20 protein-coding genes are annotated in these 18,741 nt (G+C 51.6%); 13 read left to right on the top strand and 7 right to left on the bottom strand.

The genetic code is table 11. From position 1 onward, the window contains the following. Positions 1–4: 4 nt before the first annotated feature. The gene (locus tag N512_RS0100105; RefSeq protein WP_101059042.1) at positions 5–595 is read right to left on the bottom strand and encodes a Crp/Fnr family transcriptional regulator; all 591 of its coding nucleotides are present in this window, start codon (positions 593–595) and stop codon (positions 5–7) included. A 12-nt stretch (positions 596–607) separates the two neighbouring features. Beyond that, a complete protein-coding gene (locus N512_RS0100100) occupies positions 608–1,270 on the bottom strand; it encodes a hypothetical protein (RefSeq protein ID WP_037473755.1) in 663 nt (220 codons plus the stop codon). A gap of 238 nt (positions 1,271–1,508) precedes the next feature. Between N512_RS0100100 and N512_RS0100095 the strand changes: the two genes are divergently transcribed. Genes N512_RS0100095 through N512_RS0100075 form a run of 5 tightly spaced genes read left to right on the top strand, consistent with a single transcriptional unit; the run spans position 1,509 to position 5,074 of the window. Continuing rightward, positions 1,509–2,069, top strand: coding sequence for a YbhB/YbcL family Raf kinase inhibitor-like protein (locus tag N512_RS0100095; protein WP_028778985.1), 561 nt, complete (start codon positions 1,509–1,511; stop codon positions 2,067–2,069). Then, the gene (locus N512_RS0100090) at positions 2,066–3,214 is read left to right on the top strand and encodes an L-dopachrome tautomerase-related protein (RefSeq protein ID WP_081737042.1); all 1,149 of its coding nucleotides are present in this window, start codon (positions 2,066–2,068) and stop codon (positions 3,212–3,214) included. The genes N512_RS0100095 and N512_RS0100090 overlap by 4 nt, the downstream gene beginning before the upstream one ends. A 16-nt stretch (positions 3,215–3,230) precedes the next feature. Then, positions 3,231–3,680, top strand: coding sequence for a VOC family protein (locus tag N512_RS0100085; RefSeq protein WP_028778983.1), 450 nt, complete (start codon positions 3,231–3,233; stop codon positions 3,678–3,680). Between the two features lie 34 nt (positions 3,681–3,714). Then, positions 3,715–4,605 carry a glycine betaine ABC transporter substrate-binding protein gene (locus N512_RS21840; protein WP_081737041.1) on the top strand — a complete coding sequence of 297 codons (891 nt, stop codon included), beginning with the start codon at positions 3,715–3,717 and terminating at the stop codon, positions 4,603–4,605. Continuing rightward, positions 4,595–5,074 carry an Atu1372/SO_1960 family protein gene (locus N512_RS0100075; RefSeq protein ID WP_051472563.1) on the top strand — a complete coding sequence of 160 codons (480 nt, stop codon included), beginning with the start codon at positions 4,595–4,597 and terminating at the stop codon, positions 5,072–5,074. The genes N512_RS21840 and N512_RS0100075 overlap by 11 nt, the downstream gene beginning before the upstream one ends. An 84-nt stretch (positions 5,075–5,158) precedes the next feature. Here N512_RS0100075 and N512_RS21835 read toward each other — a convergent pair whose 3' ends face one another. The 3 genes from N512_RS21835 to N512_RS0100060 all read right to left on the bottom strand — a co-directional run bounded on the left by N512_RS21835 (position 5,159) and on the right by N512_RS0100060 (position 8,759). Beyond that, positions 5,159–5,698, bottom strand: coding sequence for a MarR family winged helix-turn-helix transcriptional regulator (locus N512_RS21835; protein WP_051472562.1), 540 nt, complete (start codon positions 5,696–5,698; stop codon positions 5,159–5,161). A gap of 145 nt (positions 5,699–5,843) precedes the next feature. Beyond that, positions 5,844–6,416 (bottom strand): PhnA domain-containing protein, encoded by a 573-nt coding sequence (locus tag N512_RS0100065; protein ID WP_025890059.1) that lies wholly within the window; start codon positions 6,414–6,416, stop codon positions 5,844–5,846. Positions 6,417–6,515: 99 nt separating this feature from the next. Continuing rightward, on the bottom strand, positions 6,516–8,759 hold the full coding sequence (locus N512_RS0100060) for a TonB-dependent receptor domain-containing protein (protein WP_231473462.1): 2,244 nt from the start codon (positions 8,757–8,759) through the stop codon (positions 6,516–6,518). 180 nt (positions 8,760–8,939) lie between these two features. Between N512_RS0100060 and N512_RS0100055 the strand changes: the two genes are divergently transcribed. After that, positions 8,940–9,614, top strand: a complete 675-nt coding sequence (locus N512_RS0100055) for a DUF2461 domain-containing protein (protein ID WP_028778980.1) — start codon at positions 8,940–8,942, stop codon at positions 9,612–9,614. 61 nt (positions 9,615–9,675) lie between these two features. Here N512_RS0100055 and N512_RS0100050 read toward each other — a convergent pair whose 3' ends face one another. Continuing rightward, positions 9,676–10,248 carry a TetR/AcrR family transcriptional regulator gene (locus tag N512_RS0100050; RefSeq protein ID WP_028778979.1) on the bottom strand — a complete coding sequence of 191 codons (573 nt, stop codon included), beginning with the start codon at positions 10,246–10,248 and terminating at the stop codon, positions 9,676–9,678. 462 nt (positions 10,249–10,710) lie between these two features. Here N512_RS0100050 and N512_RS0100045 point away from each other — a divergent pair, with 462 nt between their 5' ends. The 7 genes from N512_RS0100045 (at position 10,711) to N512_RS0100010 (ending at position 17,833) form a co-directional block, all read left to right on the top strand. After that, a complete protein-coding gene (locus tag N512_RS0100045; protein ID WP_028778978.1) occupies positions 10,711–11,331 on the top strand; it encodes a glutathione S-transferase family protein in 621 nt (206 codons plus the stop codon). Between the two features lie 28 nt (positions 11,332–11,359). Beyond that, positions 11,360–12,031: a glutathione S-transferase family protein gene (locus N512_RS0100040; protein ID WP_028778977.1), complete on the top strand. Its 672-nt coding sequence runs from the start codon at positions 11,360–11,362 to the stop codon at positions 12,029–12,031. Between the two features lie 127 nt (positions 12,032–12,158). After that, a complete protein-coding gene (locus N512_RS21830; RefSeq protein WP_037473752.1) occupies positions 12,159–13,475 on the top strand; it encodes an RsmB/NOP family class I SAM-dependent RNA methyltransferase in 1,317 nt (438 codons plus the stop codon). A 150-nt stretch (positions 13,476–13,625) separates the two neighbouring features. After that, positions 13,626–13,787: a hypothetical protein gene (locus tag N512_RS23900; RefSeq protein ID WP_037437387.1), complete on the top strand. Its 162-nt coding sequence runs from the start codon at positions 13,626–13,628 to the stop codon at positions 13,785–13,787. 1,088 nt (positions 13,788–14,875) lie between these two features. Then, a complete protein-coding gene (locus N512_RS23650; protein WP_028778975.1) occupies positions 14,876–15,631 on the top strand; it encodes a hypothetical protein in 756 nt (251 codons plus the stop codon). Between the two features lie 113 nt (positions 15,632–15,744). Continuing rightward, positions 15,745–17,010, top strand: a complete 1,266-nt coding sequence (locus N512_RS0100015) for an AAA family ATPase (RefSeq protein WP_028778974.1) — start codon at positions 15,745–15,747, stop codon at positions 17,008–17,010. After that, entirely contained in the window at positions 17,003–17,833 is an 831-nt protein-coding gene (locus N512_RS0100010; RefSeq protein ID WP_028778973.1) for a DUF4435 domain-containing protein, read from the top strand. Before N512_RS0100015 ends, N512_RS0100010 begins: the two co-directional genes overlap by 8 nt. 277 nt (positions 17,834–18,110) lie before the next feature. Here N512_RS0100010 and N512_RS24485 read toward each other — a convergent pair. Next, a partial coding sequence (locus N512_RS24485; RefSeq protein ID WP_028778972.1) for a hypothetical protein occupies positions 18,111–18,741 on the bottom strand: 631 nt, incomplete at its 5' end.

Below are 18,741 nucleotides of genomic sequence, written 5' to 3'. Positions count from 1 at the left end.
GGCATTAACTTAGGTTAAGACGCCGGCGAATACGGCTGAGGCTCTCTGGGGTGATGCCGATATAGTTGGCCAACTGCACCTGGCTCAGGGCGCTTATCCAGTGTGGCCAATGATTTTTTAACCACAGGTAGCGCTGCTCTGGCGACTTGAGTAATAGAAAAGCTTCTTTCTGCTCCTTGTAGCGTAGCTGGGCACGCAGCAATGAAAGCTCGGCGCGCTGAAACCCGCCAAGCTCAAACAGGCTCAGGGGCACGACCACCAGAGTGCTGTTTTCCAGTGCCTCAAGTTGATAACGGGCAGGCTCAGCACTGAGAAAACTGCTGTAAAGCAGACAAAATTCGCCAGGGAAATAGAACTCTTTGCAGCGCTGCTGCCCATCACTCAGATAGTGGCAGGCCCGCAGCAGCCCATTGAGCAATAAAAAGCCCGACTGCTGTTTGCCACCTTGTGCCAGCAGCACCTCACCTGCCTGACAACTTTTCAGCTGAGCCTTATCCAAGAGTGGCGCCAAAGCACTGGGTTCAAGCCCCAACTCAAGGAAAAAGTCTGTCAGCACCCGGAAAGCGGCCTGATGAGACATAGATTCATGGCTCATTCAGTCGGGCGCCTATTGGGAAGAAGACGGCAGAATCGAGTTAAGGGTCACAAAGAAAGTGCGTTCCACATACTCGCCCGGCGCTTCGGCCATGGATTGCTCCTGGGTGCGGGTCTTCAGCGCCAGAGTCACGCTGTAAGGCGGGTCGAACGGTTCTTTGGGGGTTATGGCTTCTATCTCAATTCGGTCGCCGAGAAACTGGCTGGCCAGATGCGCAATGGCGCCGGTTTGATAGTCGAATCTGAACATACCCAGGTACCAGAACACTCCAGAGCCCTGGGTTGTCACTGCGAAGGGAACAACAAACTGCATGGATTCGGCATTGCCGGGCAAGTTTAAGGGGGTCAACTTACGGTAATCGAGCAACACCTCCCCACGAACCACTTCATCCTGATATTCGCCAAACGCCAGATGCTGCTCTTCCTTAAAGCCGGTAAGAGTGACTGACTTGTTGCTGTCCGGCAAACGGATCCTGAACTGTTCTCGGGTGTCCAGACTGAACAGCCGCTTCATCACCCCTTTGGCCCCGCCATCGAATTCAGCCAGTGGACGCACCATATCGTTTTCCCTGACATAGAGGTCATCCTCGGTGAAGTTGAACCTGTAGATCCCAAGAGCGATCACCGCCAGAAACACCAGCCCCAACACTACAGCCACACGAATAAACAGCTTCATAATCCATCCCGTTAACACACACAAACCAGGCCATATCGGCACACAGACTTACCTTAACCCCAAAGCCTAATGGCCGCAGCCGGGATCTGAATTCCTGTCAGCCCGGGTTCAGTCAAAACCGCTTTTTTCAAAAAATTTTTGAAACTAAAGCCAACGGCTGCCCGCTTATCCCAAGAAAGCTTTTCTCTATGATAACGCCAATCAACCAAATTCACGTTAATTTAAAGGATATTACACTATGAAATACGGTATCGGATACCTTTTGGGGCTTGGTGCTCTGGCATTACAACCCTTGGTCCATGGCGCAGATTTACAACTGAAAAGCTCATTAACGGCCAATCAAGTCATACCGGCAGACTACTACTGGAACCAATTCGGTTGCAGCGGTACCAACCTGGCGCCCAGACTGGACTGGCAAAATGCGCCGGCAGGAACCAAGAGTTTTGCCATCACCTTTTACGATCAGGATGCTCCCACAGGTTCAGGCTTCTGGCACAGGGTGGTATATGACATTCCCGCCAATGTCCACAGCCTGCCAGGCGGCAAAGATGGCGGCCCCTTACCGGAAGGCGCCATTGAGTCAAACACAGATCTGGGAAAACCCGGTTTCTTCGGCCCTTGCCCACCCGAGGGGCGTCAGCACAGATACAAGTGGACAGTCCATGCGCTGGATGTGGCCAAACTGCCGGTAAAACCCGACTATTCGGCGGCGCTGACCGGCTTCTTCCTCTGGCAACACACTCTGGCCAAGAGTGAACTCGTGCTGCTGGCCGGCCCAAGAAAGGAGTCAACCCAATGAAACTCCTGACTCTGTCTACCCTGCTGGCCGGCGCACTGGTCTCCTTTGGTATCTCAGCCGCCGAGGCATCCGCTTCGCAATTCTCTGAGAGCCAAGTTCAGGTTTACCGCACTACAGAGCAGGCTGTCGGTGGTATAAGCTTCACGCCTAGCGGGCGTATGTTGGTGAGTTTTCACCCCTTTTACGAGCCTGAAACCAAGGTGGCGGAAATCCTCGCCGATGGCAGCAGCAAACCATTTCCAAACCGCGACTGGCAAGGCTGTGTCCGCGCCGACGGCAGCCAGAAAGATCCCGATACCTGCCTCAACTGGGTTCTTGGTCTGCGTACCGATGCCAACGGCATTGTCTGGTTGCTGGACTCGGGCCAGGCCAGCCCCAGAGTCACCCCGAAACTGGTGGCCTGGAACAGCAATACCGACAAGCTGGAGCGGATTATCCACTTGCCTTCGCCGGTATCCCTGCCGGAGTCGCAGCATAATGATTTATTGATATCCCCCAAGCATCAGTTGATTGTTATCGCCGATGAAGGCATTGCCACCGGGCCTTTGGGCGACAAGGCTGCTCTGGTGGTGGTAGATCTCAAAACAGGCCAGAGCCGCCGGGTACTGCAGGGCCACCCGAGCGTGATGCCTGACACCAAGCGCCCGATAGTGATAGATGCCGGAACAGCCGGGCAGAAATCGATTCCCGTTTATGTGGGCGTCGATGGTATTGCCATGGATAAAGATGAAGAGTGGCTCTACTTTGCCCCGCTCAACAAGGGGGAACTATACCGGATCCCCATGTTGGCGTTGGCCAATCCTTCCCTGCCGGCAAGCGTGCTGGCCAATCAGGTGCAGTTTTGGGCCCGCAAACCCAATAACGGCGGCCTGAGCATAGATGTCGACGGCAATCTCTACCTCACCGAAGTCGGCGAGCGCCGTATCGGCATTATTCCGGCAAGCAGTCGTGAGTATCGCCCCTTTGCCGCAGATCCGAGAATGATCTGGCCAGACGGTGTCAGCCTGGGTGCCGATGGCTTCCTCTACAGCGCCGCCGCACAGCTGCCGCTGTCTGCGCCACTGAACGATGGCAAGGCCGAAAACCAACCCCCTTACTACATCTTCCGCTTCAAACCTTTGAGCACCGGTGTAGCAGGAAACTGAAACCAAGGAGTCCATCATGAATATTCAGGGATTGGATCACTACACACTGCGCAGCAATAAGCTGCAGCAGACCCGAGATTTCTACTGCCGGGTTGTCGGCTTGAGCGAGGGCTACCGCCCTGCGTTCGCCTTTCCGGGCCATTGGTTGTATGCCGCAGACAAACCTGTGCTGCATCTGGTGGCCGCCGAGCAAAACCCGGCACTCGAGGCCTACCTGGGACAAAGGCGCAGCACCAATGGCTCAGGCGTCGTGGATCATCTGGCTTTTCGCGGCGCAGACCTAAGTGCCATGCAGCACAAACTGCTTGAACTTGAACTGCATTTTCGCGAGCGGCAGGTCCCTGAAATTCTTGAACATCAACTGTTTCTGGAAGACCCCAACGGCATTACCGTCGAGATGATTTTTCCCTTCTCACCGGACAATAAGGTCCTGGGAGAAGCCATGCCCAAGCTGAGATTTCGCTGATCCTAACGGCCATACCATTGACAGGAGAAACCCCATGCCAAACCTGATACCAAACCAAGCAGTCACTTCAGCATCACAGGAAACGCCGCTGCGGCTAGGAGTCACCAATCTCAGCTTTCACCGGGCCACTGCCGCCATTGTTGTCCATGTGCTGGATATCATGGGTAAATCGGTGCAATTGAGTTTTGCCGATCATCAGGCCAACTTCGACGCCCTGGGCCGGGGCGAGCTTGATCTGCTCTGCTCCGCCTGGTTACCCCACAGCCACGGTATCTATCTGGATAAGGTCAGGCAAAATCTAGAGGTGCGGGAACTGGGGCTGCATTATGAACCCTATGCCCTCTGGGGCGTGCCAGAATATGTGCCGCAAGAGCAAGTGGATTCGGTGACGGATCTACTGCGCCCAGACGTGTTGGAGAAAATGCGCCGCCACATTCAAGGCATTGGCCCGGGTGCCGGCATCAGCCGTTTCTCAAAACAGATGATGCAGGACTATGGTCTGCAACAGGCCGGCTATGAGTTCCATACCGGCACTGAGCAGCAATGTTTCGACGCCTTTGAGGATGCACTGCAACACAAGGCCTGGGCCGTGGTGCCCCTGTGGCAACCCCAGTTTTTGCATCATAAATACAAGATACGGGAACTCAAGGATCCCAAAGGCCTGCTGGGTGGCAAAGATCGCGCCGTACTCTTGCTGGCAGAAAATGCCGCCGGTCACTTTACTCAGGCTCAGCTGCGGGTGCTGGATAATATTCGGATGCTCAATAGGGACATTGCCGAGCTGGACTATGCCATCAACCGCGAAGGCCTTAGCGCAGAAGAAGCTGCCGGACGTTGGCTGAGTGCTCATCCGGTTATCCTGTCCCAATGGCTGTCTCCCCTTTGGCGTCGTCAAACCTGTGAGGAATCGAATCATGATGCATGACACACCTGAGCAGCGGCTCAACGCCCTGGGAATGAGTCTGCCCCGGGTCGCTTCGGCGCTCGGCAACTACGAGCCTGTAGTGATCAGCGGCCATCAACTACTGACCTCAGGCCAGTTTCCCTTTGAAGATGGCAAGATAAAGTATCAGGGTCGGCTAGGGGTAGATCTGGAATTGTCGGATGGCTATGCCGCCTGTCAGTTGGCGGCGCTCAACGCCATAGCCCAATTGCAACAGGCGTTGGGAAACCTCTCACGGATAAAACAGATTATCCGCCTCGAGGGAGTGCTCAATGTCGCCGACGGCTTTTTCGACCACCCCAGAGCCTTGGATGGCGCCTCGGATCTGCTGCTGGCGGTATTCGGTGAAGCCGGACGCCACACCCGGATGATCTGGAGTAACCCAGTAATGCCACTGAACAGCTTGTGTTTGGTCTATCTGGTGGCGGATCTGCACCCTCTGGAGGATTGAAGTCACTTAAAGGCCAGCTTGCTTTTAATCCCCGGCTTGCCGGGGCGGATCATCGCGGTCGTCGGTGTCAGAAGCTCATCAGGCTCAGGACTCAAGTTCACCCAGCCAGCCCTTGAGCAGCGCAGCCAGTTTCTGCCTGTCTTTGACCGAGATCCCTTTAAGCAACTGCTGCTGAGCCGCCATATGGGCCGGCAATGCGGCCTCTACCTTGGCCTTGCCTTCGGCAGTAAGCTGTACATTCACCGCCCGACGGTCTTCGGTGCAGTGGCTGCGGCAGATGAGCCCTTTCTGCTCCAGCTTATCCAAACGGCTGGTCATGGCGCCTGAGGTCAGCATCATGCTCTGGTGCAATTGCCCTGGGGTCAGAGTGTAAGGCTCACCGCTGCGACGCAAGGTTGCCAGTACATCAAACTCCCCCTGACGCAGACCGAACTCGCCATGGCAGCGAAGGATTTCGGTTTCTATATGCTTATGTATTCTGGCCAGGCGACCAAAGACTTCCATCGGTTGCAGATCATCGGTAACACCGGCGGCCAGCCACTGACTGACTATGGTGTCTACGCCATCCTTGATATCTTTGGCTTGTGGCTTGTGGGTTTGTATTTTTAGCTCTTCCTGCGACATAATTATCTCGATAGCAAGATTCTTAACAAGGAATCATATTCCAGCGTGCGACAAATCCCAAGCCCTGAAATGAAAAACGCCGCAGAAATCGATTTCTGCGGCGTTTTTTAACTGCATTAATCAGCGAAGAGGCGAACAGCTCCGCTTAAGATTTCTTCACATAGCAGCTCAGGATAACGATGCGGGTACCATTGACCCGGCCTTCGATATGCTCAGGGTTGTTGGTCAGAGCTATGTTACGCACGGCGGTGCCGCGCTTGGCCACAAAGCTGGTGCCCTTCACGTTGAGATCTTTAATAATCACTACGGTATCACCGGCGGCCAACTGAGTGCCATTGCTGTCCAGTGTCGGCGCCGAATCATCGCTGTCGGCCGCCAGAGACTCGGCATCGCCCCAGGCTTTAAGATCCTCTTCCAGATAAAGCATATCCAGCAGATCCTGAGCCCAACCTTCGCCACTGAGGCGCTTGAGCATGCGGTAAGCCATGACCTGTACGGCAGGAACCTGACTCCACATACTGTCGTTCAGGCAACGCCAGTGGTTAACATCCATGGTGTCAGGAGCGGCAATCTGACCTTCACAGGTAGCGCAGATCATGATGTCACCGTCGGTGCGATCACCCGAGTGAGGCAGATCATAGACAGACAGAGCGCCTTCGGCTCCACAGAGTTCACATTTCCCGCCACAGCGGCTTTGCAGTTCAGTTTCTGAAGTCATTACTAATATTCTTCGGTCAGGCAAAACGCACATTATGCCGCAAAATCAGAGCTTGATCAGGTTTGCAGCTCACAAAAGCACAAAATAACTGGGGTTTTATCAGAACTGGTACGCCAGACTGAGGCGAATATCCCGTCCCTGAGCCGCAATGCCATCGGCCAGATGCGGACTGTAATACTGATTGGTCAAGTTACGCAGCGCCAGCCTCAGCTCAAGCCCCTGCAACATATCTTCCGGCTGGAAGGCAAGATACAAGTCTTGCAGAAAATAGGCCTGGCTGGGTCTATCGCTGACAAACAGGCCCTCATCCGGCACCTTCTGCTGCGCATCATACCAACTGCCACGCCAGGAGAGCGACAGCTCGGGAGTCAGGTAATACCCCAGGTGCAGACGCATATTGAGCGGAGGAATGTCTGCCAGGTTTTCATCCCTGCCACTGCTGTCACGCAGGCTGCCGCTGTGCTTGCCGCGGGTATAGGAAGCCGTATAGTCGGCAAACCAATCGTGCCAACGGTATTGAGCCTCGAAGTCGCCACCGTAGATATGGTAGCCGTCGAGATTCACATAGCCGCTCTCAAATGGCTGACTCTTGTCGACCCAGAGCCCTTTGCGCTGAGCGATATCCTGTTTTCCCTGATTCCAATACAGAGTCAGTTGGGTCGAGAGCCTGTCATCGCCGGCGAAGACCCCATCAAAGGCGCTGCTCAGCCCAAGCTTGTAGGCGTGCAGTCGCTCGACATCTATCCCGCGACTGGTCGCCTGAGCACTACTGGCCTTGGCATATTGCACCGCATAAATCTCATCTACCACAGGTGCCTGCAGGCTGTAGGCATAGTCCAGGGTCAGGAAACTGACATCACCGAGACGGTATTCCAGCCCAACTCTTGGCGACCAACCGCTGTGGCGGGTAGAGGAAAAATCATGGCCGACACTGGGGTCGTTGTAATCCGGCGCCAGATTGCCATGGCCTATGCTGTAAATACTGTCGAAACGCAGCGATGGTTTTAGAATGAGGTTATCCGTCAGGGCAATGCTGTCGCTGATATAAAAGGCGTAGGTATCCTGGCGACCTCCAGGCTGGTAGTAAGGCGTGTACAGGCCGAAGTTTTTCTCCGCCTTGTTCTGATAACTCTTGTTGAATACCAGTGAGCGGCGATCGAGCGAGCGGTACTGCAGCCCCACAGTCAGCAAGTGGTCACCCAACTGGCTGGTGTTGTTGATATCGATAAAGTCCCTGTCGTATTCGAGCCAAGACTCGTGGCCAAAGTTACCCACAGAAACAAACATCTTATCGAAGGCTATCTGGGGCCTTACCCAGTGCCTGTCGTTACTGCTGCTGGACAGCGCCAATTGCAGATCCCACAGCGGACTGGCCGGTGTATAACGGTAGTTGAGTGAAACTGTGCTGTCTTTGTAACTGTTGAGGGCGGTATTGGCGTATTCTGCCGCCTCAAAAGAGCCGTACTTTTTGATATTGAACTCAGATACAGTGGGCATTTCGCCGCGGCGGTTGGCCCAGGGTTTACGGCCTTCATCATCGTAGGAGGTATAGCTCAAAGACAACTTGTGCGCCCCCAGCTCATAATCCAGCTTGGCCAGGAGGTTGTTTTGCCGATAGCCTGAGAAACGAAACACCTGGCCGTTGCCCAGCTCAAGATCGCCGGCATCTTTATAGCTGTAGTTAACAAGTGCCGACAGCCCTGAGTTCAAGCGGCCATAAAGCGTACCTGTGTAAGTCTCCAAGCCGTTGTTATCGGCATAGCTGGCCTTGACTCTGGCGCCCAAGTTTTTGCCGTAATCCAGAAAATCATCGGCACTCTTGGTCACCACATACATGGAGCCACCAAAACCACCATTGCCGGAGCGGGGATCGTGGGCGCCCTTGATCACCTCAATTCGCTTGACCATATCCGGGTCGATAAAGAAAGAGCCGTAGCGATACTGTTCAAACCCGACCGGGGCGTTGTCGACATAGACATTGAGATCTTCTGTCTCACCAAAGCCCCAAACATTAATTTTCTCACCGCCGCTGCGGGGGCCGCCATCAAGAGTGATGCCGGGCACAGTGTCCAGCACTTCGGCAAAGTTTCCCGCCTGTTGCTCCTCTATGTCCTCCAATGTCACCAAGGCTTCGCCCGGACGGGTCAGCGTCAGTTCCCGACGAAAAGGCTGGCCACGCACCTCTATGATCTCTATCGCTTCCACCTTAGGTTCACCCAGCACACTGGTACCACTCTTGGGCGGCAGAGAAGTGGCGGCCAGCAAGGGCCAGGGCGCCAGAGCACACAGCAGTAATGGCAGCTTGCCACTCGGCGCCATTCGCCGGGATTGTTCGCTTGTCATCTATCATCTCCCCTTAAAAATAAGGCGGCATTATAAGAATCAAGCTGATAAATGAGAATTATTCTCACCGACATTTACACAGGATCCAATTTGGTTACCTTTGTTTTAAAAATGTAAAACCACTTGACTCACAACAGGCTTTCACCTGAGATATCGCCGTGAAGAAAATGGAGAACAAAAATGAGCTTCAGCGAACAAGGTTTTGCCTTTCTGACCCGGCTGGAAAACAACAACGACAGGGCCTGGTTCAAGCAACATCAGGATGAGTATGAAACCCTGCTCAGGGGGCCGGCACTGACATTTATTGAACAGATGCAGCAGCCTATTCAGGCCTTGTCTCCCAGGTTGACGGCGGTCGCCAAGAAGGTCGGAGGCAGTTTGATGCGGCCACAGCGGGACACTCGCTTTGGTCACGACAAGTCGCCCTACAAGCTCAATGTCGGGATCCAGTTTCGCCATTTTCAGGGTAAGGATGTTCACGCTCCCGGGTTGTATCTGCATCTGGCCAACGATGGCTGCTTTATCGCTGCCGGGATCTGGCGCCCCGAATCCAAGGTGCTCGGCGCCATCAGGCAATGTATCGACGACAACCCACGCGCCTACAGCAAGGCGTTGGAGGAATTACAGCGCCAGGGGTTTACGATGGACGGTGACAGCCTGGTGCGGCCCCCCAAGGGGTTCGATAAAAGCCACCCATTGATAAACGAGTTGAAACGCAAAGACTTTGTGGCGCTTAAGATGCTGACAAAAGAGCAGGTTTGTCGCAGCGATTTTGTCGACTTCTGTGCCAGTGAGTTCCAACACACCCAGGCGTTGATGCGCTATCTGTGCTTTGCCCTGGACTTGGATTATTGATGTCTGTCCCTGGATTATTGATTGCCGTACCCGGATTTAAACCGCCCAGGTACAATCTGGCTCAACGTCCAAGCTGAGCGCGCATCACGCTCAGCGCCTGCTGCAACTCCTGATGCAAACCGGCCTTGCCGAGCACCCGAATTCCCTGCAGTTGCAGCAGTAACCAGGCCGCGAGCGCCTCGGTATTGTCGCTGTTAAGCTCGCCGCACTCTCTGGCGTGGGTCAACGCCTTGGCAAACGCCTCCTTGATGGAGTCAAACAAGTGCCGACTCTCTTGCTGTACGACAGCATCCTCCAGGCTCATCTCCAGCAGCGCATTTTGCAGGAAACAGCCGTATTTTTGCTCTCGCTGCAGGGCCACAAACTGCTCAAGATAATCAATTACCTGTTGTAACCCTGCGCCTTCGGCGCGCAGGCTGTTGAGCGCTGGCAAAGAGTTTTGCTGCAGATACAGACGCAGCGCCTCCCGGTACAGGTTCAGCTTGTCGCCATAGGTGTTATAGAGACTGAATCTGTTGATCCCCAGATGCTCGACCAGATCCGCCACTGAGGTGGCGGCATAGCCCTTTTGCCAAAAGAGTTCCATTGCCAATTTCAGCTTATCTTCCCGGTCAAAATTGCAACTTCTTGCCATACTGCTCCCAAGCGTTTCCAGCGAATGACGTGCTGTATACTTAGTCAAATTAATTCTTGACTGATCGTTCTGATATCCCCTAAAGTCTAACCTAAACGATCGTTCCGAAAAAGATTTGAATACATTTTCCTGACAGCCAAGCCAGGAAAAATAACTAAGGAAGGAGCGAACAAGTCCCATGCGTGCTCTGCGTCGGCTTACAGGCCTGGATGCAAGGCGTGGTTCGCAGCAAATGGCCTTAGTCCTTTGCAAGAAGCACAACACAGCAGGCAGGCTTGTAAGCCACGCCCTTCGGGGCTTGCACAGCAATCAGCTCTCTGCGTTATCCGACTTCGACAGGCCCCGGCATGCCTTCAGTCAGATTCCTTGAATGCCAATTGCTGTGTAAGCCAGAGTGCCGCGAGGACTTATTCGCACCTTCCCTAAGGGGCAAAACGGCCCAAGACAGATGGAGAAAGATAGATGAAGCTGTATGAACTCGGACCTACCCCAAGTGCCCGCAGAGTCAGTATTTTCATGGCGGAGAAAGGCATAGATATCGAGCGGGTAAACGTCGATCTTCGCGGCGGAGAAAATCTCTCGGCCGAATTCAAGGCCAAGAGTCTCAATGGCCGCATTCCGCTGCTGGAGCTGGATGATGGCAGTTATCTGTGCGAGTCTGTAGCCATCTGTCGTTATCTCGACGAGCTGTTCCCTACCGAGCTCAAGCTCTTTGGTAGCACGCCGCTGGAGCGAGCAAAGGTGGAGATGTGGCAGCGCATCGTTGAACTGCAGGGGTTGTTACCTGCCTTTCAGGCATTTCGCAATATCAGCGGCATCTACAGCGACCGGGAAACCTGCATTCAAGCCTGGGGCGAAGAATCCCGCAAGCGTCTGGAATCTTTCCTGCCTCTGCTGGAGCAGCGCCTGAGTGAATCCCCTTATCTGGCCGGTGAAAACTACTCCATTGCCGATATCACCGCCTATATCTTATTGGGATTCATCAAAAATCTGCAGATTTCACTGCAGCCTTTCCCTGTGCTGCAGAGCTGGTATGAGCAAACCGGACAACGCCCGGCAATGAGCCAGCCAAAACAAGGATAAAAGCAAGGTTAAAATCAAGGAGACACGCATGATTGAACTCTATACCGCCGCCACCCCCAACGGCTTTAAAATCAGTATTGCCCTGGAAGAGATGGGCTTGCCCTACCGGGTACACCATCTGGATCTCAGTGCCAATGAACAGAAACAACCCGAGTTTTTAGCCATCAATCCCAACGGCCGGATCCCGGCCATCATAGACAGGGATAACGATGATTTCGTGGTGTTTGAATCCGGTGCCATCCTGCTTTACTTGGCTGAAAAAACAGGGAAATTCTTACCTGTTGATGCCAAGAAGCGCTCCAAGGTCATCCAATGGCTGATGTTCCAGATGGGCGGCGTAGGCCCCATGATGGGACAAGCCAATGTGTTCTACCGCTATTTTCCGGAAAAGATCCCGGCCGCGATAGAGCGTTATCAAAAAGAGGGCCGGCGCCTGTTTGAGGTGATGGATAATCAGTTGGCCAAACATGCCTATCTGGCCGGTGATGAGTACAGCATAGCCGATATGGCCACCTGGCCCTGGGTGCGGATCTACGACTGGAGCGGCATAGATATTCAAGGTCTGCCTCATCTGCAACGTTGGCTGGATGCGCTGGCCCAGCGCCCGGCCTGTCAAAAAGGCATAGTCACCCCAGAGTCCAGAGACCAGTTGAGTGATGAAGACAGGGCCAAACAGATAGCGCAAATGGTTACCCGCTAAGTCTGAGCAGTGTGGTAAGCATTAGTAAACAGTAGTAAACATTAGCAAAACAAGGTGCCGGGGACAGGCCGCGGCACTTCTGTTAATATTGGCGCCATTGCTATCCCTACTTGATGCAGAGAAACCTTTGACCGCGCCAAGCCCTTCACTGACTCCGGCCCAAAAACGTGCCGCCAGTTATGCCAACACCATCAACACACTGTTTACTGAGATCCTCGACAGTCGCCAGAGTGCCGATCGGGTGCTGGCGAACTATTTCCGCAGCAACAAGAAACACGGCTCCAAAGACAGAAAGGTCATTCGGGAAACCCTGTTTGCCCTGTTTCGTTGGTGGGGTTGGTTACAACAACTTGAGAATGGCGATGAGCAAAGCCTGTGGTTCCAGCGCCTGGCATTGGCGGCGGCAATAGAAGCTCACCCTTGGACGGACATTATCAGTGCCTGGCAGCAACAGGCGGGCAAGTCATTCGCCCTGCCTGAGCAGGCTCTGGCCCCCAAAGCCGCCGCCGCGTTGGTCTCCCAGGTCTCTGGCCGACATGTCTTGGCAAGAGACCTGGCGCCGGACTGGTTCTGGCAGGCCGTGGCGCCGCTGCCAGAGGCCCGGGAAGAGCTGCTGATAGACGCGCTTTGCAGCCGCCCCCCTATCTGGGCCAGGGTGCAAAATATGCCGCTGTCCAAGGCCCTTGCCGAACTCAGAAGCGCCGGAGTCGATGCCAGCGCCGCGCCCGTCTTCAATGACGCCATCAGCCTTGGCAGCAAGAGTATCAACCTCAATGAAATCAAACTCTATAAAGAAGGGTTCATTGAGGTGCAGGATCTGGCCTCCCAGGTCATAGGCCAGGTTTGCGCGCCAAGGGCCGACGAAAACTGGTGGGACGCCTGCTCCGGCGCCGGTGGCAAGAGCCTGCAACTCAGCTCGCTGATGCAGCAAGATAACGCCGCCAAAGGCGTTTTTGGCACTATTACCGCCTCGGATATCCGCCCGGCTGCACTCAATGAACTGGAAAAACGTGGCAAACGCGCCGGTTTCAACATTAAGGTCGCGCCTTGGCGCAGCGATGCCCTGCCGGTTGCCAGAGAAGCCTTCGACGGCGTGTTGGTAGATGCCCCCTGCAGCTGCACCGGCACCTGGCGCCGAAATCCGGACATGCGCTGGCTGGATGACAGCCAGGCCATCAGCGATAAACCCGCGCTGCAGCTCGACATACTCAGCCGCGCCTGCGATGCGGTCAAGCCAGGTGGCACTTTGGTTTACGCCACCTGCTCACTGGCGGACAGCGAAAACCGCCAAGTAGTCGATGCCTTCCTGGCCAAGCGGCCCGAGTTTACTCTGGAAACGCTCAGCCACCCATTCAGCGGTGAACAGACGCAGTATTTGACGATTTGGCCCTTTGAAGCCAATGCCGATGGGATGTTTGTTGTTCGTTTTCGTAAACAAGCCTAGCAAGAGTCAGGTTAATTCCCGAAGGGAATCGGGGACAGACATGCAATAATTTTTACCTTGAGACGCTAAATTTCTCACTTTAGCTTGACCGGCGCTTTAGGTAAAAAGGAGCGGTGCAACCTATATGCACTGTGTTATTGGAAATGGACCATGTCAAACCACTATGATTTCGACGACAACGATGCTCCATGGGGAGATCATGTCAGAGGTAAGCAAAAGAACAAACGGGTAAAACAGCGCCGCCGGGACAGCAAGAGACGTTATCCGGACGAATATATGGAGCCTGAGTTCCTCAGAGATAAATGGAAATAATCTTGGCTTAATCTCAAGAAAACCAATCAAAAACAAAGGGGCTGAAGGTGCGAATAAGGAAAGTGCGATAAGCCCCATTTGTGCTCTGCGTCGATTCACCTGTCTAGGCTACGCCAATTTGCAACAACGCCAGCGCGGCTCCGAAGGGGGTATTGGTGCAATTCTGTTAGCACTGGGTAACTTGAAACATCTGAAGTTTCCGCAGACATACACCTCATTTCCAGGCACAGGCGAAACTGTGACCTTCCGAGCCAGGGATGGCGAGGCAGAGCTTACAGGGACGTACTCGCAGCGAGTCACAGGATCGCCTGTGCGAAAGGCGCACCGCAGGTGATTGGCTACAACTTAGCTAACCGCTAGGATCAAGTTCATTGGTGAGTTTTGGCTTGAAGCCATGATAGCCGCTGTGCCAGCGGCTTTCGGCGACACCGAGGGGGAATTGGTGCAATTCATTAACCCTGAGTAGCTTGAACTATTTGAAAGATCTGCAGGCATACACCTCATTTTCAGGCACAGGCGAAACTGTGACCGTCGAAAACGGGGAATAATGCAAACACCCAGCATTAGCTGGGGAAAGTCGCTTTGGGTTTCAAACCCAGTCAATTCTGCTTCAAAAACAAACTAAATCAGGGTTTTGTGGCCTTTGTCAAAAACTTGACCTTTGGCTAATTGTTTTCACATTCAATGCTAGCTATTGTATAACCAATTCAAGCGCTTAGCTTTAGCGCTTGCTTAGGCCGAAAGCAGCACTTTTCCGTTTTCAGCGGAATGCAGGGGCAAACAGAGTTTGGACCCGTGCGGTAGCCATGGCTTTAATTAACGTTTTTTGTAGGGCTTGGGTTGTAGGGCCCGAGTTGTAGCGTTTGCGGCGCTCATGAAAAGCACCTCAGAACTGATTTTTTATACAGTATTATTGACGTTCTCGACAAAATGCCGGGAATTTGCAGCTAAGCTTGCGTGTTATTTCCGTAACATTTCAGAAAATACCATTAAATTCATAATGTTAAAAAATACAGCGAGTAGATAATAGGTTTGGAAACCGCGCGTGCGCACTATACAGCTGTTAGCTGTACTACATACGGAGATTTATGGATTCTCAACAAGCACTAACTTTACTCAAAGGAATTCAAGCTGAAATCGAGTTTTCGCCAGGAATTGCGCGAACTGATGATTTTGGCGGGCTCCGAGTAGTAGATGCAAAAGTAAAAGAAACCAGAATGATTCTAAGTGGTGTCAATGGTCTGCCTGAATCATTTGTAAAGGACATGGACTCAGATGCTAACTTTGAAGCTAACAGCCGTAGGGTTCGTCTTGAAACGCTGGCGGAATATATAAGAAGCGCAGTAAAGTTCTTGGAGGCTGGTGGAGTCACAAAGCCCAAGAAGCAAATTATAGCCCCGCCCGATTACAGTAAAATTGCTCAGATAATGCCGGGGCTTCAAGAGGTAATAGATAGCCGCTGGCGAGAAGCGCAAAGATGCCAGCACGTTAAAGCATATACCGGGGCAATAATTCTTATGGGCAGTGTGTTAGAGGCTCTTCTTTTGTGCAGGGCTAACACATCACCGGATCAAGCCTATCAATCTTCTAAGGCACCTAAAAATAAGCAGGGTAAAACACCAGCAATCCAAGATTGGAATTTAAATGCACTTATTGAAGTGGCTGTCGATTGCGGCTGGCTAAAAACCGACCGAGGCAAATTTAGTCACGCGCTCCGTGAATCAAGAAATGTTGTACACCCTTGGGTTCATGTTACAACTCGTGCGAACTTTGACGAAGCCACATGTGCTACGTCATGGGAGGTCTTAAAGGCTTCCGTACAAGATATGGTCGAGTCAGTTTGACCACAGCTAACAAAGCCAGCCAGAGGGATCAAAAAACCGCCGCTTCGCTCTGGTTTTTCGGCCCCTGCTGGCGGAGTTAGCCAATAAACAACCAACAAGATAGGTACTTACTCTTGTATAAGATTGAAAAAATTGAAATTGAAGGATTCTGGCATCGATTTGATGCAGTAGGTCAGTTCTCACCCGATGTCAACATAATTATCGGTAAAAACGGTACCGGAAAAACGACGTTCATGAATATCATGCACGCAATCCTATCGGCGGACGCTACCGCCCTCGCTGAAAACGAATTCGATTCCGCTAGGGTTACTTTGATTAAAGGTAATCGGCGTAGAACGATAAAAGTCACGAAAGTTGAGGATGGGCACTATCCTTTCCCTTGGGTGGAATATCAGATATCGCAACGAAAGTACCGACTTCGTCTGATCGATTTTGAAGAGCGCAGATATCCATCCAGCGTAAGACATCGAATTCAAGAAGAGTCATCGATCATTCGTAATGAACTAGAGAAGCTAGTTTCTGTAACTTCTCTATCGGTTTACCGTTTGCGTCACGATGATGATTACGAAGTAAGGGATGTGCGCGGAACAAGAATTGTATCTCCTGTTGATTACAGGCTTGGGCAGGCTTTACGAGGGCTTACACAGTACCAGTTAGAGCTGTCACAAAAGGCGCGTGAAATATCATCAACGCTCCAATCAGATGTTTTGGCATCGATTTTATACGGAGAGGAAGATGCAAAAGATATAGGCTACGAGTTGAATTTTGACAAGTTTGAAGAACAGGCTCGCCTCACATCTGCTTATGCACAACTCAACTCTATAAATGCTGAGATAAGAAAGAAAATTCGTTTTCATGTCAATTCTATTGATGAGACCATTAACAATATCACCAAAGATAATAAATCAAAGCAGACGAGGAAAGGAATAGACATTAAATCGCTTGAGGCTTTAAGAAAAACCAGGAGAATAATTGACCTTTCATTAAAAGCTAAAAATAAAACTCAAGAAATATACTCTCAAATAGAAATTTTTATCAGAATAATTAAAAAATTCATATCCGATAAAGATTTTGATTTTGATGGCGGAAGGTTGGTAATCAAAACATCCGACGGACCCATAAGCCATGAACGCTTATCTTCTGGGGAAAAGCAGCTTATCATCTTGATGATTGAAGCTCTATTGCAGGGTCGGCAACCGCATATATTTCTGGCAGATGAACCTGAGTTGTCTCTTCATATTGCTTGGCAGCGAATGGTTATACCTGCAGTAATGGAAATAAACCCTAATGCTCAGATAATTGCAGCCACTCACTCTCCTGAGGTTGCTTCTAAATACCCCAACGCAATTTTCGACATGGAAAGTTTGGTCAATGGCTGAGTTAGAGTACTCAATAGATGCACGAAACATTCTCAATCAGTTTTATGGTGTCGAGAATATTGTATACGTAGAAGGTGAGGATGACATTGCCTTCTGGGAATATCTTTTTGAAAAGTTATCTGACATTAAAATTAAAGCTGAAGAGGTTGGCGGTAAAGACAAGCTGCAAGCGCGAATTGAAGAGATTAAAGAGGGTTCTGCGAGTTTCTTAGTTGCAATGGACAGTGATTTTGATTGGCTACTGGAAGTGGAATCGCATCCCCAGATTTTTTCAACTTTTGGCTATTCGATGGAAAACACCATGATTTCTGATTCGAGCCTACAGCGATTTATAAGTCGCGTAGCAAAAGTTTCAAAGCACCAAGTGGAAAAGGGAAAATGCCAAGAATGGTTGTCTGACATAGAAGTCGGGGTTCTTTCCCTAGTATTAGCAGACGCAGTTAATAGACAAGAGGGATTAGGTCTTGCCGTAGTGTCGAATAATTGTGACCGTTTCCTAGTCTCAAAAAACTCATGCAATTTATCTTCACAAAAGATAACGTCACACTTAGAAACCCTAGGCATCAATGTTGAGGATGAATTTAGAGGCTATTTTAGAGAGAGAATGGATGCGCGAGGATTGAGCGTGATTGATGTTTTAAGAGGGCACTTTTTAATTTCAGCAGTATTTCGTTTTGTAAAAGATTACGTGACTGAATTGAAAACAGCTATATCGATATCGCGTGAGATGCTATTTGGCGGTTTGATGCTTGCTTTTGAGGCTAGCTTCGACGAAAACCATCAGCATTACGAATATTATCGGTCGATATTATCTCCGAATTAAAATTGGCTAACAAACGAGTCTGGAGGATCCCCTCATAATTCGGGCCTCCCAGAGGTGTTAACCAGTTTAAGCAGACAACAAAGACACCCATTATTAGCTGAGTGAAGACTCTAGTTGCCTGGATCACAGAAACACTGATATTTTCACTGGCAGCAAATCATCTTTCAAGCCTTTTGAGGGGCGTTCGGTTGTTGAAATGAGCGAAAAGTCGCATTTCAGACACGATGGAGGTCGAACAAAGTTCGATTGGAGAGAAATATCTTGGAGCCTCGGGGATTCAGCTAAACAGCTTCTGACAATTCTCGGCCCCCTGTCTTCGTCGTCGTTGTAGGTGAGTACAGTAGTCGGTAAGAGACTCCAGTGTACCCACCGGCCCTTTGAATAGACGGCTAAAATCAGTCGTCAACTTGAGCCAGTTGTCGATGGGGATGTTTAAACGATTCAAAATGGTCGTAGTGCCGGCAGTAATCTGGCCGCGCTTGTCGTGGCGGATAATGCGCCCGGTATCATCGACCAGTTGCAGATAATCCTTGGCATCAAAGTGTAATCCTTGTGACATGTTCAGCCGTTCATTGCCGACAAAGGGTAACAGCTCAGGTGTGTTTTCGCCCTGCATCGCGGCCTGTATCCGCCGTTGAATACTGGTATAGTTTGAGTTTTCTGGGGTTTTGGCTATTCCCGCGCGGATAGGGTTCAAGTCAACATAAGCCATGCAGGCCAATACGGCTGCATCATCCAATAGCGCCTGGGATTTGAAGCGGCCTTCCCAGAAGCGACCGCTGCATCCGTCTTCCCGGTTGGCTTGTCTGGCAATAGGTTCATTGAGCGCGCGCATAAACCAACTGATATCCATCAAACGTTGGCGATAGACTTCAGCGGTTTGTTGCAGGGTGAGATATTCAATATCA

It is taken from the genome of Shewanella sp. 38A_GOM-205m (assembly GCF_000518445.1).
GTDB lineage: Bacteria > Pseudomonadota > Gammaproteobacteria > Enterobacterales > Shewanellaceae > Shewanella > Shewanella algae.
The sequence above is the reverse complement of the archived record's forward strand: the minus strand, read 5'-3'. Positions and strand labels throughout refer to the sequence as shown.